The sequence below is a fragment of the Sinorhizobium fredii NGR234 genome (assembly GCF_000018545.1).
Classification (GTDB): domain Bacteria; phylum Pseudomonadota; class Alphaproteobacteria; order Rhizobiales; family Rhizobiaceae; genus Sinorhizobium; species Sinorhizobium fredii_A.
Genome location: NC_012587.1, coordinates 783,087 through 799,621, shown reverse-complemented (window position 1 = coordinate 799,621; position 16,535 = coordinate 783,087). Strand labels below are relative to the sequence as shown.

The 16,535-nt window shown below is 64.1% G+C and carries 16 protein-coding genes; 9 read left to right on the top strand and 7 right to left on the bottom strand.

Annotation, left to right across the window (positions count from 1 at the left end):
- The first annotated feature begins 108 nt into the window (after positions 1–108).
- Entirely contained in the window at positions 109–1,614 is a 1,506-nt protein-coding gene (locus NGR_RS15025; protein ID WP_012707317.1) for a protein adenylyltransferase SelO, read from the top strand.
- A 219-nt stretch (positions 1,615–1,833) separates the two neighbouring features.
- Positions 1,834–4,170 (top strand): glucose/quinate/shikimate family membrane-bound PQQ-dependent dehydrogenase, encoded by a 2,337-nt coding sequence (locus tag NGR_RS15020; RefSeq protein ID WP_012707316.1) that lies wholly within the window; start codon positions 1,834–1,836, stop codon positions 4,168–4,170.
- Positions 4,171–4,308: 138 nt separating this feature from the next.
- Here the strand turns inward: NGR_RS15020 and bla are convergent, their stop codons facing one another.
- A complete protein-coding gene (gene bla, locus NGR_RS15015; RefSeq protein ID WP_012707315.1) occupies positions 4,309–5,193 on the bottom strand; it encodes a class A beta-lactamase in 885 nt (294 codons plus the stop codon).
- A 168-nt stretch (positions 5,194–5,361) separates the two neighbouring features.
- Here bla and NGR_RS15010 point away from each other — a divergent pair, with 168 nt between their 5' ends.
- The gene (locus NGR_RS15010) at positions 5,362–5,775 is read left to right on the top strand and encodes a MerR family transcriptional regulator (protein ID WP_164924224.1); all 414 of its coding nucleotides are present in this window, start codon (positions 5,362–5,364) and stop codon (positions 5,773–5,775) included.
- A gap of 198 nt (positions 5,776–5,973) precedes the next feature.
- The gene (locus tag NGR_RS15005; protein WP_012707313.1) at positions 5,974–6,477 is read left to right on the top strand and encodes a GNAT family N-acetyltransferase; all 504 of its coding nucleotides are present in this window, start codon (positions 5,974–5,976) and stop codon (positions 6,475–6,477) included.
- 87 nt (positions 6,478–6,564) lie between these two features.
- Here the strand turns inward: NGR_RS15005 and NGR_RS15000 are convergent, their stop codons facing one another.
- From NGR_RS15000 to NGR_RS14990, 3 genes are all read right to left on the bottom strand, one after another.
- Positions 6,565–7,479 (bottom strand): c-type cytochrome, encoded by a 915-nt coding sequence (locus tag NGR_RS15000; RefSeq protein ID WP_012707312.1) that lies wholly within the window; start codon positions 7,477–7,479, stop codon positions 6,565–6,567.
- A 76-nt stretch (positions 7,480–7,555) separates the two neighbouring features.
- Complete coding sequence (locus NGR_RS14995) at positions 7,556–8,002, bottom strand: c-type cytochrome (protein WP_012707311.1); 447 nt, start codon at positions 8,000–8,002, stop codon at positions 7,556–7,558.
- A gap of 216 nt (positions 8,003–8,218) precedes the next feature.
- Entirely contained in the window at positions 8,219–8,857 is a 639-nt protein-coding gene (locus NGR_RS14990; protein WP_012707310.1) for a LysE family translocator, read from the bottom strand.
- A gap of 134 nt (positions 8,858–8,991) precedes the next feature.
- On the opposite strand from NGR_RS14990, the gene NGR_RS14985 reads away from it, so the two are divergent.
- Positions 8,992–9,705, top strand: a complete 714-nt coding sequence (locus tag NGR_RS14985; RefSeq protein ID WP_164924223.1) for a helix-turn-helix transcriptional regulator — start codon at positions 8,992–8,994, stop codon at positions 9,703–9,705.
- Between the two features lie 202 nt (positions 9,706–9,907).
- Complete coding sequence (locus NGR_RS14980; RefSeq protein WP_012707869.1) at positions 9,908–10,849, top strand: IS110 family transposase; 942 nt, start codon at positions 9,908–9,910, stop codon at positions 10,847–10,849.
- Positions 10,850–10,994: 145 nt separating this feature from the next.
- Here the strand turns inward: NGR_RS14980 and NGR_RS14975 are convergent, their stop codons facing one another.
- Positions 10,995–11,597 carry a superoxide dismutase gene (locus tag NGR_RS14975; RefSeq protein ID WP_012707308.1) on the bottom strand — a complete coding sequence of 201 codons (603 nt, stop codon included), beginning with the start codon at positions 11,595–11,597 and terminating at the stop codon, positions 10,995–10,997.
- 236 nt (positions 11,598–11,833) lie between these two features.
- On the opposite strand from NGR_RS14975, the gene NGR_RS14970 reads away from it, so the two are divergent.
- Positions 11,834–12,244 carry a VOC family protein gene (locus NGR_RS14970; protein ID WP_164924222.1) on the top strand — a complete coding sequence of 137 codons (411 nt, stop codon included), beginning with the start codon at positions 11,834–11,836 and terminating at the stop codon, positions 12,242–12,244.
- A gap of 63 nt (positions 12,245–12,307) precedes the next feature.
- On the opposite strand, the gene NGR_RS14965 is transcribed toward NGR_RS14970, so the two are convergent.
- Both NGR_RS14965 and NGR_RS14960 read right to left on the bottom strand, forming a co-directional pair.
- A complete protein-coding gene (locus tag NGR_RS14965) occupies positions 12,308–12,856 on the bottom strand; it encodes a glyoxalase superfamily protein (protein WP_012707306.1) in 549 nt (182 codons plus the stop codon).
- Between the two features lie 200 nt (positions 12,857–13,056).
- The gene (locus NGR_RS14960; RefSeq protein WP_012707305.1) at positions 13,057–13,938 is read right to left on the bottom strand and encodes a branched-chain amino acid aminotransferase; all 882 of its coding nucleotides are present in this window, start codon (positions 13,936–13,938) and stop codon (positions 13,057–13,059) included.
- A gap of 177 nt (positions 13,939–14,115) precedes the next feature.
- Between NGR_RS14960 and NGR_RS14955 the strand changes: the two genes are divergently transcribed.
- Positions 14,116–15,321: a multidrug effflux MFS transporter gene (locus NGR_RS14955; protein ID WP_012707304.1), complete on the top strand. Its 1,206-nt coding sequence runs from the start codon at positions 14,116–14,118 to the stop codon at positions 15,319–15,321.
- Between the two features lie 123 nt (positions 15,322–15,444).
- Positions 15,445–16,485: a zinc-dependent alcohol dehydrogenase family protein gene (locus NGR_RS14950; protein ID WP_012707303.1), complete on the top strand. Its 1,041-nt coding sequence runs from the start codon at positions 15,445–15,447 to the stop codon at positions 16,483–16,485.
- Positions 16,486–16,535: the final 50 nt, after the last annotated feature.

Sequence of the window (16,535 nt, the reverse complement as noted above, 5' to 3'; positions counted from 1 at the left end):
CTCCCGCCACTTGCGCGGGAGGATCCCGACCCTCGCGAAAAGAGGACCGCTCGTGTAGACTTGTCGGGAAAGGGCGGCCAGTTAGTTAAGCAAGGCCGCTGGAGTGTGATGAATTCCATACCGCCGCAATCGGGCTCGGCGACGGCCCCGTTTCCCTTCGACAACAGCTATGCGCGATTGCCGGCGAATTTCTACGCCCGGGTCGAGCCGACGCCCGTGGCCGAGCCCTGGCTGATCAAGCTCAACCGGCCGCTCGGCGAAGAGCTGCGCCTCGATGTTGCGGCGATTGAGCGCGACGGCGCGGCGATCTTCTCGGGCAACACGGTACCGTCGGGCGCGGATCCGCTCGCCATGGCCTATGCCGGGCACCAGTTCGGCACTTTCGTCCCGCAGCTCGGCGACGGCCGCGCCATCCTGCTTGGAGAAGTCATCGACCGCAACGGGAAGCGCCGCGACATCCAGCTCAAGGGTTCCGGGCAGACGCCCTATTCGCGCCGCGGCGATGGGCGGGCAGCGCTGGGCCCCGTACTGCGCGAATATATCATCAGCGAGGCGATGCATGCGCTTGGGGTGCCGACCACCCGGGCGCTCGCCGCCACGGTCACCGGCCAACCCGTCTATCGCGAGCAGATCCTCCCCGGCGCGGTCTTCACTCGCGTCGCGGCCAGCCACATTCGCGTCGGAACATTCCAGTTCTTCGCGGCGCGCGGCGACATGGACTCGGTCAAGGCACTGGCGGACTACGTGATCGACCGCCACTACCCGGAATTGAAGGCCGACGAAAACCCCTATCTGGGTCTCCTCAAGGCGGTGTCGGCCCGCCAGGCGGCGTTGATCGCGCGCTGGCTGGACGTCGGCTTCATTCACGGCGTGATGAACACCGACAACATGACGATTTCGGGCGAGACGATCGACTTCGGTCCCTGTGCCTTCATGGATGCCTACGATCCGAAGAAGGTCTTCAGCTCGATCGACCAGTTCGGCCGCTACGCCTATGCCAACCAACCGGCCATCGGACAGTGGAACCTCGCCCGGCTTGCCGAAACGCTGGTGACGCTCTTCGACCCCACCGCCGACGTGGCGGTGAACCTCGCCAATGATGTGCTCGGCGAGTACGGGACGATCTTCCAGAACCACTGGCTCGACGGCATGCGCCGCAAGATCGGGCTTACGACGGCGGAAGACGGCGACCTGGAGCTGGTGCAGGCGTTGTTGGCGCTGATGCACAGGGGCGGCGCGGATTTCACCCTTACCTTCCGAAGGCTTGCTTCCTCGGCGGAGGACGCAGGCGCCGATGTCGAGCTTGCCAAGCTCTTCCAGGCACCCGAGGCGCTGGCGCCCTGGCTTGCGGACTGGCGTCGCCGGCTCGAGCGCGAAAGCCGCCAGCCGGCCGAACGGGCGGCCACCATGCGCGGCGTCAATCCGGCCTTCATCCCGCGCAATCATCGAGTCGAGCAGGCGATCGAAGCGGCGATCGAAGAAGCGGATTTCTCGCTGTTCGAGGCGCTTGTCGACGTCACCTCGAAGCCCTACGAGGACCAGCCGGGACATGCGGCCTATGCCGAGCCGCCGCAACCGGACGAAGAAGTGCTGCAGACCTTCTGCGGCACCTGACAGGCCGCGGCCGCGCGTCGGCCTCCTCAGTTCGTAGCCGGTCCCAAGGCTGAAAAACATCCGGAAAATCAAAGCGCTACCGCGACGCGTCGCGCCCAAAACACGCGCGGGCCATAGCGGGCGCCATTGAAAGGCACGTGCATCGCGTTACCTTTGCAATCGATGCGCTGAATCGCGCCAATGCGACGCATAGGTTGAGACGAACGGGAGTTCGACTTCATGCCCATTGTCCTGACCGCCCTTTTCTTCGCGCTGATCGGCCTGGCGCTCGGCGCGGGAGGGGCGAGGCTCCTCCTCCTTGGCGGCAGTCCATATTATCTCATCACCGGCCTGGCCTTCCTGCTCGCGGCATGGCTGCTCTTCCGCAAGAATGCGGCGGCGATCTGGGTCTATACGCTGATCATTCTCGGCTCGCTCGCCTGGGCCATCTGGGAGGTAGGGTTCGACTGGTGGCAACTCGGCCCGCGCGGCGGCGTCATCATCCTCTTGGGTTTCTGGCTGCTCACCCCGTGGATCCGCCGGCCGCTCGGCTTCGTCAGTCCATCCGGCGAACGCTACGGCGCCGTTGCCTGGCCGCTTGCGCTCGCCGGTCTCATCGCGATCGGCGTCGCGGCCTATGCGATGACGCAGGATGTTCATGACATTCGCGGTGACCTGCCAGCCGATGTCGTAGCGGCCGACCCTGATCTCGGCGGCAATGTGCCCGCCGGCGAGTGGCATCACTACGGCCGAACGCTGTTCGGCCAGCGCTATTCGCCGCTCGCCCAGATCCATCGGGAAAACGTCGCGACGCTCGAGGTGGCGTGGCAGTACCGGACGGGGGACGTCAAACTGCCGGAAGATATCGGCGAGACCACCTATCAGGTGACGCCCCTGAAGGTGAAGGACACGCTTTTTCTCTGCACGCCGCACAACTGGGCAATCGCGCTCGATGCCGCCACCGGCAGGGAGAAATGGAAATATGATTCGAACTCCGGGCTGAACCCCGACCGCCAGCACCAGACCTGCCGCGGCGTCACCTATTGGGCCGATCCCGCGGCGGCCACCGGCAGCGCCTGTGCCGAGCGCATCTACCTGCCGACCTCGGACGCCAGGCTGATCGCGCTCGATGCCGCCAACGGTACCGTCTGCACCGGTTTTGCCGACCAGGGCGTCCTGCACCTCGAACGGGGCATGCGGTACAACCCCGCCGGTTACTACTATTCGACGTCGCCCCCGGTCGCCGTCGCCGGCAAGATCATCGTCGGCGGCGCAGTCAACGACAATTATTCGACGCAGGAACAGTCCGGCGTCATTCGCGCCTTCGATATCAAGACGGGCGCGCTCATCTGGAACTGGGACAGCGGCAATCCCGAGCAGACTGCGCCGCTGCCGGCCGGCCAGTTCTACACGACGAACTCGCCCAACAGCTGGTCGGTTTCCTCGGTCGACGAGGCCCTTGGGCTCATCTATGTCCCGCTCGGCAACCAGGTGCCCGACCAGCTCGGCATGGGGCGCAGCGCGCATGTCGAGAAGTATTCATCATCGATCGTCGCGCTCGACATCAATACGGGCGCGGTGCGTTGGGTCCGCCAGACCGTGCACCACGATCTCTGGGACATGGATGTGCCGGCGCAGCCGGTGCTGCTCGACATCACAAAGGAAGACGGAAGCGTCGTGCCGGCGCTCGTCGGCCCGACCAAGCAGGGCGATCTCTATGTGCTCGACCGCCGCAGCGGGGAACCGATCATTCCGGTCGAGGAAGTTCCCGCCCCGGGCGGCGCGATCGCCGAGGATTTCACCGCTCCGACCCAGCCGGTCTCCGGCCTCACCTTCATGCCGCCGCCGCTTAGGGAACGCGACATGTGGGGGATCACCATGTTCGACCAGCTCGCCTGCCGGATCGAGTTCCTCTCGTTGAAGTATGAAGGCCGCTACACGCCTCCGTCGCTCGAAGGAACGCTCGTCTATCCCGGCAATTTCGGCGTCTTCAACTGGGGCTCGGTCGCCGTCGATCCGGAGCGGCAGGTGGTGTTCGGAATGCCCACCTATCTCGCCTTTACCTCCCGGCTCGTTCCGCGCGAGGAGATTCCGCCGAAGGGCGAAGGCGAGAAGGGCAGCGAGCAAGGGCTCAATCGCAATGAGGGCGCTCCCTTCGGCGTCTATATGGGTCCCTTCCTCGGTCCCCTGCAGATTCCCTGTCAGGCGCCGCCCTGGGGCTATGTCGCAGGCGCCGATCTCAGGACGGGCAAGATCGCCTACAAGCACAAGAACGGCACGGTCTACGACATGACGCCGCTGCCGCTCCCCTTCAGGCTCGGCGTGCCGGGTATCGGCGGACCGATCGTCACCAAGGGCGGCGTCGCCTTCCTTGGTGCAGCGGTCGACAATTTCCTGAGGGCCTATGACGTCACGACCGGCGTCCAGCTCTGGGAGGCGCGGCTACCGGCCGGCGGCCAGGCGACGCCGATGACCTACATGGTCGGCGACAAACAGTATCTGCTGATGGTCGCCGGCGGGCACGGCTCGGTGGGCACCAAGCCGGGCGACTACGTGATCGCCTATACGCTGCCCTGACGATCATGCGCTGCCGAAGAGACAGCGCCCTACAGCGCCGCGCGTCTTATCAGACGCGCAAAGGTCGCTGTAGCACTTTGAATTGCTGCATGTCCTCGTCCTTAAATCGAGGTTGTTTTAAGGAGACATGCAGTAGGTTCAGGCCATGCCGGCGACAATCCTGGCGATTTCGGCAAAGATCGGGTTGAGCTCTGCCGGAGGCAGCTTCGCTTCGCCCGTATAGACCGCGATCAGGATCGGACCACGGCCCTCCGGCCCGGCGAAGGCGATATCGGAGACCGCGCCGGTCGAACTCGTGCCGGTCTTGTCGCCGATCCGCCAGGACTTCGGCAAGCCGGCACGAAGCCGCGCGTTGCCGGTCGTGTTGGCGACCATCCATTCGACAAGCTGCTGGCGCGAGGCTTCCGACAGGGCCGAGCAGAAGACAAGTTTTCCGAGCGTCTCGAGCATGGCGGCCGGCGTCGTGGTGTCGCGCGGATCGCCGAAGCTGGCTTCGTTGAGGTCCGGCTCCGTCCGGTCGAGGCGCGTTGTCCCATCGCCGATCGACCGCAGCCAGGCGGTGAGGCCAGCCGGCCCGCCGAAACTCTCGAGCAGCAGGTTTCCGGCGGCATTGTCGCTGATGGTGATCGCCGCGTCGCAGAGTTCGGCAATCGTCATGCCTGCGCCGCCCACATGCTTCTCGGTGACCGGCGAATGGGGCAGCAGGACGTCCTTGCCGAAGACGATCCGCCTGTCGAGTTTTTCTTCGCCGCGATCGACGCGAGCAAGCGCACATGCGGCAGCGAGCGCCTTGAAGGTCGAGCATAGGGCGAAGCGCTCGGTCTCCCGGTAACCGAAGGAGATGTTGGTTTCCGTATCGAGCACAGCGACTCCGAGGCGGCCGCCGGTTCGCTTTTCGAGCTCGGCGACCAGTTTCGTCACGTCGTCGTCGGTCGCCGCGGCACGCGCCGGACGGGCGATTGCCAGTGCCGGGTAAAGCAGCGCCGTGCCAATCAGCACGTTGCGGCGGGTGATCTGGGACATGCCATTCCTCCGTTTTATCGGCCGAAGCCGCTAACGCTAAATTACTGATATCGAATATTATTCTGCGTCGGTCCGAAGCTCCGACTGGCTAGGCTGGGAATGTGGCGGACTTGTGCCCCATCGGAAGCGGCCCTATATAGCTCCAGAAGCTATGGCTATGGAGCACACATGTATTCGATCGGCGACCTTTCCCGGCGGACCGGCGTGAAAATCCCGACGATCCGCTATTACGAGCAAATGGGGCTCATCGCCGCGCCGGAGCGTTCCGAGGGCAACCAGCGGCGCTATGAGAAACGCCAGCTCGAGCGGCTTGCCTTCATCCGACACGCGCGCGACCTAGGCCTTTCGATCGAGGCGATCCGCGATCTGCTGGCGCTCAGCGAACATCCGGAACGACCCTGCGGCGAGGCGGATCGCATAGCGAGCGAACATCTCGGTTCCGTGCGTGAAAAGATCGCCCGTTTGAGGAAGCTGGAGGACGAACTGGAGCGGATCGTCGCCTGTCACGGCGATCACACGATCGGCGACTGCTACGTCATCCGGGCACTCGCCGATCATTCCCTATGTGGCGGCGAGCACTGAGGGCGGCACGAAATCCCCCGTTGACAATTTCGCGGAAATGAACAATCTACGCGCATGATCAAGAACGCACCCATTTGCCGCGCGTATTTTTGGCTGTTCCGATAGGAGCGGCCTGCTGATCATGTTCAACAAGGCCGCCATCAGGCGGCTTTTGTTTTTCACGGCACCTGATGGCGGAAAATCCATGAGGAGCCGAGAATGCTGCAGACCGCCACGCCTACCCTTCATCCTATACCCTCGGTCAGAGCGCCGATGGTGACGATCCGCTGCGCCAAGCCGCGCGATCTTCCCGAACTGCGCGCGATGATCGCCGAGCTTGCCGCCCATCACGGCGATGCCGCCCCGCTCACGCCGGAACAGCTCGAACGCGACCTTTTCGGCCGCACCCCCTGGATCACGGCCCTCGTCGCCGAGGCCGGCGGGGAACTGATCGGCTACGCCATCCTGGTTCCCCAGTACCGGGCAGCCGAGGGCGCCCGCGGCATGGAACTGCATCACCTCTTCGTGCGCCCCGCCCATCGCGGCACCGGCATCGGCCGCCATCTCGTCGCCAAGGCGCGCGAGCAGGCAAGGATGGCCGGATGCGACTACCTGGCGGTCAGCGCCGCCACCGGCAATTTCCAGGCGCATCGCTTCTACGAGTCGGAGCGCTTCGTGCCGCGGCCGGTGACCGGCATGCGCTATATGCAGAAGCTCGGCTGAGCGGGAGGGGTCGACGCCCCTCTCGCGCGACCCTTGCCGGTGAACCCGAGCGCTGTCGTCCCAAAGCACAATTTTTGGGGAGATGCATCAGGACGGAGGCAGCGCCTTCAAATAGGCGGCAATCGCCTCCCTCTCGGCTGCGGGAAGCTTTGCCATGTTCTGCTGGACCTCGACCATCGAACCGCCGACGGAATCGAATTCGGGCGTGAAACCCGTCTCCAGATAGGAGGCGATGTCCGACGCACTCCAGCCGCCGATGCTCTTCGAGCCGGGGGTGATGTCGGGAATCCGTCCCTCGCCTTCCGGGTTCGGGGCGCCGGCGAGCCACCGGTCCGCTTCGAAACCGCCGAGTGCATTGCGCGGCGTGTGGCACTCGCCGCAATGGCCGGGGCCTTCGACGAGATACTGGCCGCGGGCGAGCTTGGCGTCGGCGGTATCGACGTCAACCCGCGGCGCGTCGTTGAGGTATAAGAGTTTCCAGCCGCCGAGCGTCAGGCGGATATTGAAGGGGAACGGCAGGTCATGCGGCGGCGCCACATTGTCGCTCTTCGGTAGCGTTCGCATGAAGCCCCAGAGATCGTTGATGTCCTTGGGGCTCATCCGCGCATAGGAACCGTACGGGAACGACGGATAGAGATGCTCGCCATCCTTGCCTACGCCACGCGTCATGGCGTTGCCGAACGCGGCGAGTGTCCAGCCGCCGACCCCTGCCGTCTCGTCCGGCGAGATATTTGGCGGGTAGAAAGTTCCGAAGGGGCTCTTTAGCGGCCGCCCGCCGGCCAGCACCAGCCGGGCGTCGTCCTTGGCGCCGGGTGCGGCATGGCAACTGGTGCAGCCGCCGGCCCAGAAGACCCGCTCGCCATTGGCGAGGTCCGGCTCGCCCAGCCCCGCCCAATACGCAGCATCCCAAGGGGCAGGCTTCGTCAGCCACCAGAAGGCGCCGGCGCCGACCACGGCCAGCAGAACCAGACCGGACAAAAACCTTGTTGCGCGCCGCCCCATCGCCTCTCCTCAACCTTGCAGAAAAGAATGCGCCGGGCGAACCGGGCGCATCGAAGGAAGAATCAACGGCCTGCCGCTACTCTTTCTTCAGACGATAGCTCTCATGACAGCTGGCGCAATCCTTGCCAAGGACGCCGAGGGCGGCGCCGACGCCGGCCTGGTCGGCGGGCAGTTCGGCGAGAATCTTCTCCGCATCGCCGCCGAGCTTGGCCGCCTTCGCCTTGAAGTCATCCATGTTCTGCCAGATCTTCGGACTCGCCTCGGTCTCCGAACCGGTTTCCGAGCCAGCCGGGAAATGACTCGGAAAGACCTTCACCGTCTCGCTGATCGTCGTCAGCGATGCCTTGACGATTTCGGCATCATAGGGCTTTTCGCCCTTGGCGATACCGCTCAGCGCACCGGCGGCTTGGCCCACCTTCTTCATCAGTTGCTGGCGAACCGCCTGAGGCTCATCCGCGGCGGTGACAGCGGTGATGCCCAAGCCTGCAAGGGCGGCCGCAAGCACAAAAGCTCGTATCTTCATCATGGTCTCCGGTCGTTCGAACCCGCTTCCGCGGCTTCCGGTTGAAGGCGCCGGCATGATGGCATTTTGGCTTTTCGACGGAAGTAACATTTAATTGATGTGCTTGTCATTTCAGCATAATTCGCCGCGCTATACCTCACGGCGCGGCGAGCACTTGCATCCATCACATAACATGAATTTTAAATTCATGTTTGATACTTGAGCAGGCACAACAACTCACCGGGCGCCACTCCAACCCTGCCAGACGGTGAAGACGGCGATTGCGACAAGCAGCAGGCCGGCACCGCGGCCGATGGCAACCGTCGCCGCCGGGCTGCCGACCAGCACGTCGCGGCCGCGGCCCGCGGCAAGCGCCAGGCCGCCATAGACGGCAAGCTGCGTCACGGCGATCATCAGCGCCATGACCGCTGCCTGCGACCAGACGGGACCGAATTGCGGCTTCAGGAACTGCGGGTAGACGGCGAACATGAAGAGATAGGCCTTCGGATTCATCAGGCTCGTCAGCGCCCCCTGTCGAAAGCTCGCCCAGCGCGAGAGCCTCGCCCCCGCCTCGACGCCGCCAATGGTGATGGAACTGCGCAGCAGCGAGAAGCCGATCCAGGCGATGTAGGCGGCGCCGGCGACGAGCAGCACGTTGAAGAGCTCCGGCACCAGATGCAAGACGACGCTGACGCCGAGCGCGGCATAGAGCGTGTGCAGCACGCCGCCTGCCATGATGCCCGCCGTCGCGGCGAGGCCGGAACTGCGTCCGCCGGTTATCGCGTTGGCCAGCACGAAGACCATGTCCATGCCGGGGACGATGATGATGCCGAAGAGAAGGGTGAAGAACAGCCAGAGATTTTCTGCGTAGGTCATGTCAGTTGCTCATCGAATTTCGGATAGGGCGTGGGTCCGGATTGCCGATATTTCAATCCGTTGGCACATGCTATAGCTCTGTCCAACTGACAGGGTTCTGTCAGGAGACTTTCCCTTCGGATGGAGTTTTTGCGATGCGCAAGGCGGCGCGGCTATTCGAGATCATCCAGATATTGCGGCTCGCCCGGCAGCCGATCACCGCCGCCGAGATCGGGGAGAAACTCGAGGTGACGCCGCGTTCGATCTATCGCGACATCGTCGCCCTGCAGGCGATGCGCGTGCCGATCGAGGGCGAGCGCGGCCTTGGCTATATCCTGAGGCCCGGCTTCGATCTGCCGCCGCTGATGTTCTCGATCGAAGAGACGGAAGCGATCGTGCTGGCGCTGGCGCTGCTGGCGCGCACCGGCGACGAGGAATTGAAGACCGCGGCCCAGCGGGTCAACCGGAAGATCACCGGCGCGGTTCCGGAGCCGCTGCGCCTGGTTTTCCAGTCGCAGGCACTGCACGCCTGGGGCACGATCGCCGCCCCGCCGCCGGCAGTCGACCTCGCCATGATCCGCCGCGCGATCCGCGACGAACAAAAGCTGGCGCTCGACTATCGCGACGAACTCGGCCGGGCGACGGAACGCACCGTGCAGCCGCTGGCGCTGATCTACTATTCGGAACATGCGATGATGGTGGCCTGGTGCGAATTGCGCCAGGACATCCGCAACTTCCGCGCCGACCGGGTGGAGCACTGCGAGCCGGTCGGGGCACACTTCCGTGGAGAGGGCGAGAAGCTCAGGCAGTTGTGGATGGCAGGATGGAGGAAGAATGCCGGGCGGGCGCTCGAGGCGAGGGATTCGTAATTGATCGCCCCTTGTGTGTCGCGAATCAGCGATTGTGTTTCCGTCACGGAGCGCAGGCGCGCCTGCGCTCCGTGACGGCGGCCGAGAGCCCGTCGCCCCTCAGGAGCCTAACCCGTGGATGAGCTGGGGCCCGACCGCCTTCTTTTAGAACCCGAACAGTTGCAAGGGGCAAGGCCCCCGAACCGCAAGGATGGGACGAAAGATGGTCGAAGACGGTCTGGTGGTTGGAATCGATGTTGCCAAGGGATGGCTGGACGTTGCCGTGCTGCAAACCGGCGAGAGCTTTCGCGTCGATAACGACGCGGCCGGCTGGGCGGAGCTTGTTAAGCGGTTGAAGCGCCGCCAGGTACGGGCGGTCGGGCTGGAGCCGAGCGGCGGCTACGAGCGCGGCCCGAAACAGGCGTTGCAAAAGGCTGGCCTACCGGTCAGGAACGTCAACCCGCACAAGCTGCGTCACTTCGCTCGTGCGCTCGGCAGGCTGGCCAAGAACGACCGCCTCGATGCGGCGGTCATCGCCCGCTACACCGCCGACATGCCGACGCGGGAGATGCGCGTCGATCCGTTGCGCGAGCAGCTCGCCGAACTGGTCGGCGCCCGCCGGCAGCTCAGCGACGACAAGGTCAGCCTCAAGAACCAGCTCGATCAGGTGCGCGACCCGGTGGTCCGGCGCATTTTTACCCGCCGCCTGCGCAGCATCGAGGCCAACATCCTGTTGCTGGAGAAGCGCCTGGCCGAGCTCGTCGCCAGCGATGCCGGGCTGGCCGAAAAGGATCGGCTGATCCAGTCCTTCAAGGGTGCCGGGCCGGTTCTCAGCCACACGCTGCTGGCGCTCGCCCCGGAGCTCGGCCAGGCATCAAGGCGCGAGATCGCCGCGCTTGTCGGTCTGGCGCCCTATGACCACGACACCGGCGTCTTCCGCGGCCGGCGCAGCATCTGGGGCGGCCGTGCCGAGGTGCGCGGCGTGCTCTACATGGCGGCCCTGACCGCCTGCCGCGCGAATCCGCTGCTCAAGGCATTCCACCAGCGCCTGCTTGCTGCCGGTAAGAAGCCGAAGGTCGCACTCATAGCCATCGCCCGCAAGATCCTCACCATCCTCGGCGCCATGCTGCGCAACGGCCAATCGTGGCAGCCTACGCTTAGCTAAAAAACACAGTTGCTCATCCGGCCTGCAGGCCACCTTCTCCCCGCAGGCGGGGCGAAGGGACTCGCGGCGGACGCTCCGTCCCATCGAAACAAAAAGACCCGGCGCAAGCGCCGGGCCGGTTCGTGTGCTTTAAGCAACCAAACGGTTACTTCACCGCCGCCTCGTACATTTCGAGGACGTAGTCCCAGTTGATGAGATTGTCGACGAAAGCCTCGAGGTACTTCGGCCGGGCGTTGCGGTAGTCGATGTAGTAGGAATGCTCCCAGACGTCGACGCCGAGGATCGGCGAGGCGCCGTGCACCAGCGGGTTTTCGCCGTTCGGGGTCTTGGAGATTTCGAGCTTGCCGTTCTTGACCGACAGCCAGGCCCAACCGGAGCCGAACTGGCCGGTGCCGGCGGCGATGAAATCCGTGCGGAACTTGTCGTAGCCGCCGAGGTCGGACTTGATGGCCGCGTCGAGCTTGCCCGGCAGGCTGGTGCCGCCGCCGCCCTTCTTCAACCACTTCCAGAAGTGGATGTGGTTGTAGTGCTGGCCGGCATTGTTGAAGAGCGGCTGGTTGGTGCCGTAGGACTTCTTGACGATTTCCTCCACCGAAAGATTGGAGAGGCCGGCTTCCTCGGCGAGCTTGTTGCCGTTCGTCACATAGGCGAGGTGATGCTTGTCGTGATGGTATTCGAGCGTCTCGCGCGACATGTAAGGCGCCAGCGCATCGTAGTCATAGGGAAGGTTCGGCAATTCGAAAGCCATTGTGGCATCTCCTCTTGGCATTGGATTTCGTCACGGAAATCTGTGAGCGGGAACATAGGCACCGCCTTGGCGGGAGGCAACCGATGCGGTGCCAAAATTTCCCTAAGCCACGCAAAATACTTTCATTGCGCCCGCCGCGATCCCCCCCTGCCCCGGTTGCGAGCGCAACTTTCTTGCCGCCTCTTCGTTTAGGATTGGGCGCAAGTTGCCGGCGCCGGCTGCTGTGGAGAAAAGCAATGGAATTCCACCAAGGACGTCTCATCGACCACGTGCACCTGCGCGTCGAGGATCTCGGTGTCAGCAAGCGCTTCTATCAGGCGGTGCTTGGCGCGCTTGGCCATCGGCCGACCTACGAGACCGACCGATTTTTTGCGTTCGACGAGTTTTTCGTCGACAAGGCCGATGATTACCGCACCCGCGTCCATCTCGCCTTCCAGGCCGCCGATCGGGATGCAGTCCACCGCTTCCACGAGGCGGGCTTGGCCAATGGCGGCACAGACAACGGCGCACCCGGCGAGCGTCCCTATCATCCGGGCTACTACGCCGCCTTTCTCCTCGATCCCGACGGCAACAATGTCGAAGCGGTCCATCATGGACCGACGACGCGCTCGTCCGCCGATGTCGTCGTCCGTCCTGTGGAGACTTGAGGTTTCGCTCGCCGGTGGTAGGCGTGCGCCAGCCCGAGCGGCGCGCGCCACGAAGAGGCAGACCTATCGTTCCTTGAGTTCCATGAAGCGGATGCGGTTGTTGAAGGGGTCGATCACCGTCAGTTCGAGCCGCGTTCCTTCGTCCTCGAGGCCGGGCTTCATGTAGCGATAGTTCTTCGCGAGGAGCTCCTTGTGAAGCGCACGGATGCCCCGCATGTAGACGCACATGTTGCCGCCGGGCGTCGCATCTCCAGCATGCTCGGAAAGATGCAGCTTCAGTCCGCTTCGCGAGACCTGCGTAAAAAGCGGAAAATCGTTGCCGTAGCGGTGTTCCCAGTCGACGGTAAACCCGAGGAAACCGAGATAGAATTCGTGTGCCTTAGCCACGTCGAAGATGCGAACGATCGGTACGGCCTGCTCGAACGCGATCCCCGCATTGTCTTGATCGGCTCCCGCCGCTTCGATTTTTGCCGACAGGATGTTCCAGGTGCTGAGCCCGAACTGCCGGGCGACGATCTCGAGCGCCTCGCTGTGGGTGATTGTCACTTGATTGTCGGCGAGAGCCTCCCGCAGGGCCTTCGCCATGGCCTTCGCATCGCGATAATCGCGCATGTCCGTTCCTCGTCACGGCGAAGTCTTCGTCAGCGCCCGCATTACCAACGCCTTCGCCCGACTGTTGAAACGGTGAGCAAGGATCAATGGAGGCGTTCGCCATGCCTTATCGGCGCGAGCTGCCGGCCGCCTCAGGCCGCGAATGCAACCTAGCCAAACGAACCGCCCTTGTCAGCCGGAATAGTGCAGCTTGGTTGCTCCTACACGTCGCCGCTCGAATGCGCCCAGTCCATGTAGAGATCGCGTGTCTTGGCCGAAATCGGGCCGGGCTGCAGGTCGCGGTCGTCGAGGCGGGTGACCGGCACGACCTTCGAATAGTTGCCGGTGGTGAACATCTCGTCGGCCGCCTCGAAGTCGGTCATCGTCAGGGTCGCTTCGATCACCTCGAATCCGGCCTCGCGCAACAGGCCGATGACACGCGAGCGGGTGATGCCGGCGAGGAAGGTGCGGTTGGCGGCCGGGGTAAAGACCACGCCGTCCCTGACCATGAAGATGTTGGAGGAGCCGGTCTCGGCGATGTTGCCGAGCATGTCGCGCACCAGCGCGTTGTCGAAGCCGCGCGAGCGCGCTTCCTGGAGGATGCGGGCATTGTTGGGATAGAGGCAGCCGGCCTTGGCGTCCGTCGGCATGCATTCGAGCGTCGGGCGGCGGAAGGGCGACAGCGTCAGCGCCGAACCGGCATGGGCGTTGCCCATCGGTGCCTCGAACAGGCAGAGGGCAAAGCGGGTCGATTCCGGGTCGACGGCCACGACGCTCCAGGAGCCATGTTCGCCCCAATACATCGGCTTCACATAGAGCGCCGTCTTGCCGTCGAATTTCTTGACGCCCTCGAAGGTCAGCGCCTCGATTTCCTCGGCCGCCATGGTCGGCTTCAGGCCGAGCGCTTGCGCCGAGCGATTGACGCGCTGGCAATGGAGGTCGAGGTCCGGGGCGATGCCGTCGAACCAGCGGGCGCCGTCGAACACCGTCGAGCCGAGCCACATCGCATGGGAGGTCGGCCCGATCAGCGGCGGATTGCCGGAAAGCCATTCACCGTCGACATAGGTCCAGGTCGGGGATCGCGGGGATGTATCGACAGCCATTGGCGCCTCCTCTCGTCTCGCTGCGTTTCCCTTCCGATCTAGCCGGAAAAAGCAGCACTGGGGTGAATGGGTACATCAAAAAATGTCATGCCGTCCATTCTGGAGTTGCAATCGATTCTTGCGGCACACGATATAGGTTGAGCCACCCTTTTCGTTTCTCACCCGGCCCACCCATCCTTGATCAGTTTTCGCGAACGCATTGCCCTCTACGCTCTTCTCACCTCGCTGACCTCGCTCAGCATCGATGCGCTGTTGCCGGGGTTGCGGGAGATCGGTGCGGAGGTCGGGGTTGCGCCGCCGCTTTCCACGCAGCACGTCATATCCCTCTTCATCTTCGGCATGGCATTCGGTGAGTTGCTGCTGGGCCCACTGTCCGACGCGATCGGACGGAAGACGGCGCTTCTCCTGGGCCTCTGTGTCTATGTGGCCGGGACCCTCGTCGCCATGCTGGCGGGGTCGCTGGAAATGGTGATCCTCGGTCGGTTCCTTCAGGGCGTCGGCGTGTCCGGCCCGAAAATCGCAACGCGCGCCATGATCCGCGACCAGTTCGAGGGCGATGCGATGGCCCGCGTCATGTCGTTGATGTTCACCCTCTTCATTCTCGTGCCGATGCTGGCACCGGCCCTGGCACAGGGCCTGATCGGCATCGGCGGCTGGCGCAGCGTTTTTGGGGCCTATCTGGCAATTGCGGGCTTGCTCAGCCTGTGGCTGGTGGTTCGGCAGCCGGAAACCTTACCCGCAACGAGGCGCATCCCGTTTCGGCCAGGCCTGCTGATCCTGAACGGCCGGCGCATCCTGTCAGACCGCCGGGTGGCTTCGCTGATCGTTGCGACAGGGATCGTGTTCGGGGCGCAGCTACTCTATCTCAGCACCGCTGCCGATCTGTTCTTGGACGCCTATGGAATCAAGGAAACCTTTCCCTTCTACTTTGCAGTGCTGGCCACAGGGATAGGGCTCGCGTCATTCGTCAATGCCCGGCTCGTCCAGCGGTTCGGCATGGACGCAATGGCACGTGCCGCCTTCATGGGAATGGCATCGACAGGTTTTCTGATGACGGTGACATCCATGCTGTGGGGCGGTCGCCTGCCGCTTGCAGCTCTGATGATGTTCGTGTTCGTGGCATTCTTCGCCATCGGCGTGCTCTTCGGCAATCTGAATGCCATGGCAATGCGCTCACTCGGACAGGTGGCGGGCCTGGGCGCATCCTTGATCGCATCGGGATCGAGCCTCGTCGCAACCCTGTTCGCGATCGGCATGGGCAGCTTCTATGACGGCACGGCCGTGAACCTGTCCGTGGGTATCTTTGCCGCCGGCGTCAGCGCGCTCGTTCTGGCGGAAGTGGCGACCCGAAGCGATATGTTACCAATCGAGGCGATTCGATAATCCCACACATTTTGCATAGTCTGGGTGATCAAGCCGAATTGCCGCAGGGTCAGAGGAAAGCGCGGCGGCCGCCAAACACGGTCATGCGGCACAGTCCGGCTCACACAATGGAGAAAAGCGCCGATGAAAGCGATGTATTACGATGCCTTCGAGAAAACGCCGGAAATCCGGGTGCTGCCCGATCCGAGTCCAAGCGAAAGCGGCGTCGTCATCAAGGTCGAGGCGACCGGGCTCTGCCGCAGCGACTGGCACGGCTGGATGGGGCACGACCCGGACATCCGCCTGCCGCATGTGCCGGGCCACGAACTGGCGGGAACGATCGCCGCCGCCGGGCGCGGCGTCGTGCGCTACCAGGTCGGCGACCGGGTGACGGTTCCCTTCGTTTCCGGCTGCGGCCGCTGCGGCGAATGCCGCTCCGGCAACAGCCAAGTCTGCGAGGCGCAGTTCCAGCCTGGCTTCACCCATTGGGGCTCCTTTGCCGAATATGTCGCACTCGACTTCGCCGACCAGAACCTCGTGCACCTGCCGGAAAGCATCGACTTCGCCACGGCCGCCAGTCTCGGCTGCCGCTTCGCCACCTCCTTCCGGGCGATCGCCGACCAGGCCCGCGTCCAGGGTGGCGAATGGGTGGCGGTGCACGGCTGCGGCGGCGTGGGGTTGTCGGCGATCATGATCGCCGCGGCGCTCGGCGCCAATCCGATCGCCATCGACATTGCCGAGGACAAGCTCGCCTATGCGCGGACGCTCGGCGCGGTCGCCGCAATCAACGCACGCGAGACGGATGACGTCGCCGGCGCTGTCCGGGAGATCACCCGAGGCGGCGCGCATGTCTCGATCGATGCGCTCGGCTCGCCCGTCACCTGCTTTAACTCGATCAAGAACCTGCGTCGCCGCGGCCGCCACGTCCAGGTCGGCCTGATGCTGGCGGAACACGCGACGCCTCAGATCCCGATGGCCCAGGTGATCGGCCACGAACTCGAAATCTACGGCAGCCACGGCATGCAGGCCTGGCGCTACGACGCGATGCTGGCGATGATCAGCACCGGCAAACTCGACCCGAAGCGGCTGATCGGCCGGGAAATTTCGCTCGAAGAGGCCGTACCGGCGCTGGTGACGATGGACCGCGCGACCGACCTCGGCATCAGCGTGATTACGCGGTTTTGACGCGGCGAGACGGCGGAAAATGCCCCTCATCCGCCTGCCGGCACCTTCTC

Bases quoted from the DNA above. Each gene is read 5' to 3' on its own strand.
- bla (WP_012707315.1), bottom strand. From the start codon at position 5,193: ATGTCCCAGATCACCCGCCGCAACGTGCTGATTGGCACGGCGCTGCTT.
- NGR_RS15010 (WP_164924224.1), top strand. From the start codon at position 5,362: ATGTATTCGATCGGCGACCTTTCCCGGCGGACCGGCGTGAAAATCCCG.
- NGR_RS15020 (WP_012707316.1), top strand. From the start codon at position 1,834: ATGCCCATTGTCCTGACCGCCCTTTTCTTCGCGCTGATCGGCCTGGCG.
- NGR_RS14990 (WP_012707310.1), bottom strand. From the start codon at position 8,857: ATGACCTACGCAGAAAATCTCTGGCTGTTCTTCACCCTTCTCTTCGGC.
- NGR_RS14975 (WP_012707308.1), bottom strand. From the start codon at position 11,597: ATGGCTTTCGAATTGCCGAACCTTCCCTATGACTACGATGCGCTGGCG.
- NGR_RS15025 (WP_012707317.1), top strand. From the start codon at position 109: ATGAATTCCATACCGCCGCAATCGGGCTCGGCGACGGCCCCGTTTCCC.
- NGR_RS14985 (WP_164924223.1), top strand. From the start codon at position 8,992: ATGCGCAAGGCGGCGCGGCTATTCGAGATCATCCAGATATTGCGGCTC.
- NGR_RS14980 (WP_012707869.1), top strand. From the start codon at position 9,908: ATGGTCGAAGACGGTCTGGTGGTTGGAATCGATGTTGCCAAGGGATGG.
- NGR_RS14995 (WP_012707311.1), bottom strand. From the start codon at position 8,002: ATGAAGATACGAGCTTTTGTGCTTGCGGCCGCCCTTGCAGGCTTGGGC.
- NGR_RS14960 (WP_012707305.1), bottom strand. From the start codon at position 13,938: ATGGCTGTCGATACATCCCCGCGATCCCCGACCTGGACCTATGTCGAC.
- NGR_RS14970 (WP_164924222.1), top strand. From the start codon at position 11,834: ATGGAATTCCACCAAGGACGTCTCATCGACCACGTGCACCTGCGCGTC.
- NGR_RS14950 (WP_012707303.1), top strand. From the start codon at position 15,445: ATGAAAGCGATGTATTACGATGCCTTCGAGAAAACGCCGGAAATCCGG.
- NGR_RS15005 (WP_012707313.1), top strand. From the start codon at position 5,974: ATGCTGCAGACCGCCACGCCTACCCTTCATCCTATACCCTCGGTCAGA.
- NGR_RS14965 (WP_012707306.1), bottom strand. From the start codon at position 12,856: ATGCGCGATTATCGCGATGCGAAGGCCATGGCGAAGGCCCTGCGGGAG.
- NGR_RS15000 (WP_012707312.1), bottom strand. From the start codon at position 7,479: ATGGGGCGGCGCGCAACAAGGTTTTTGTCCGGTCTGGTTCTGCTGGCC.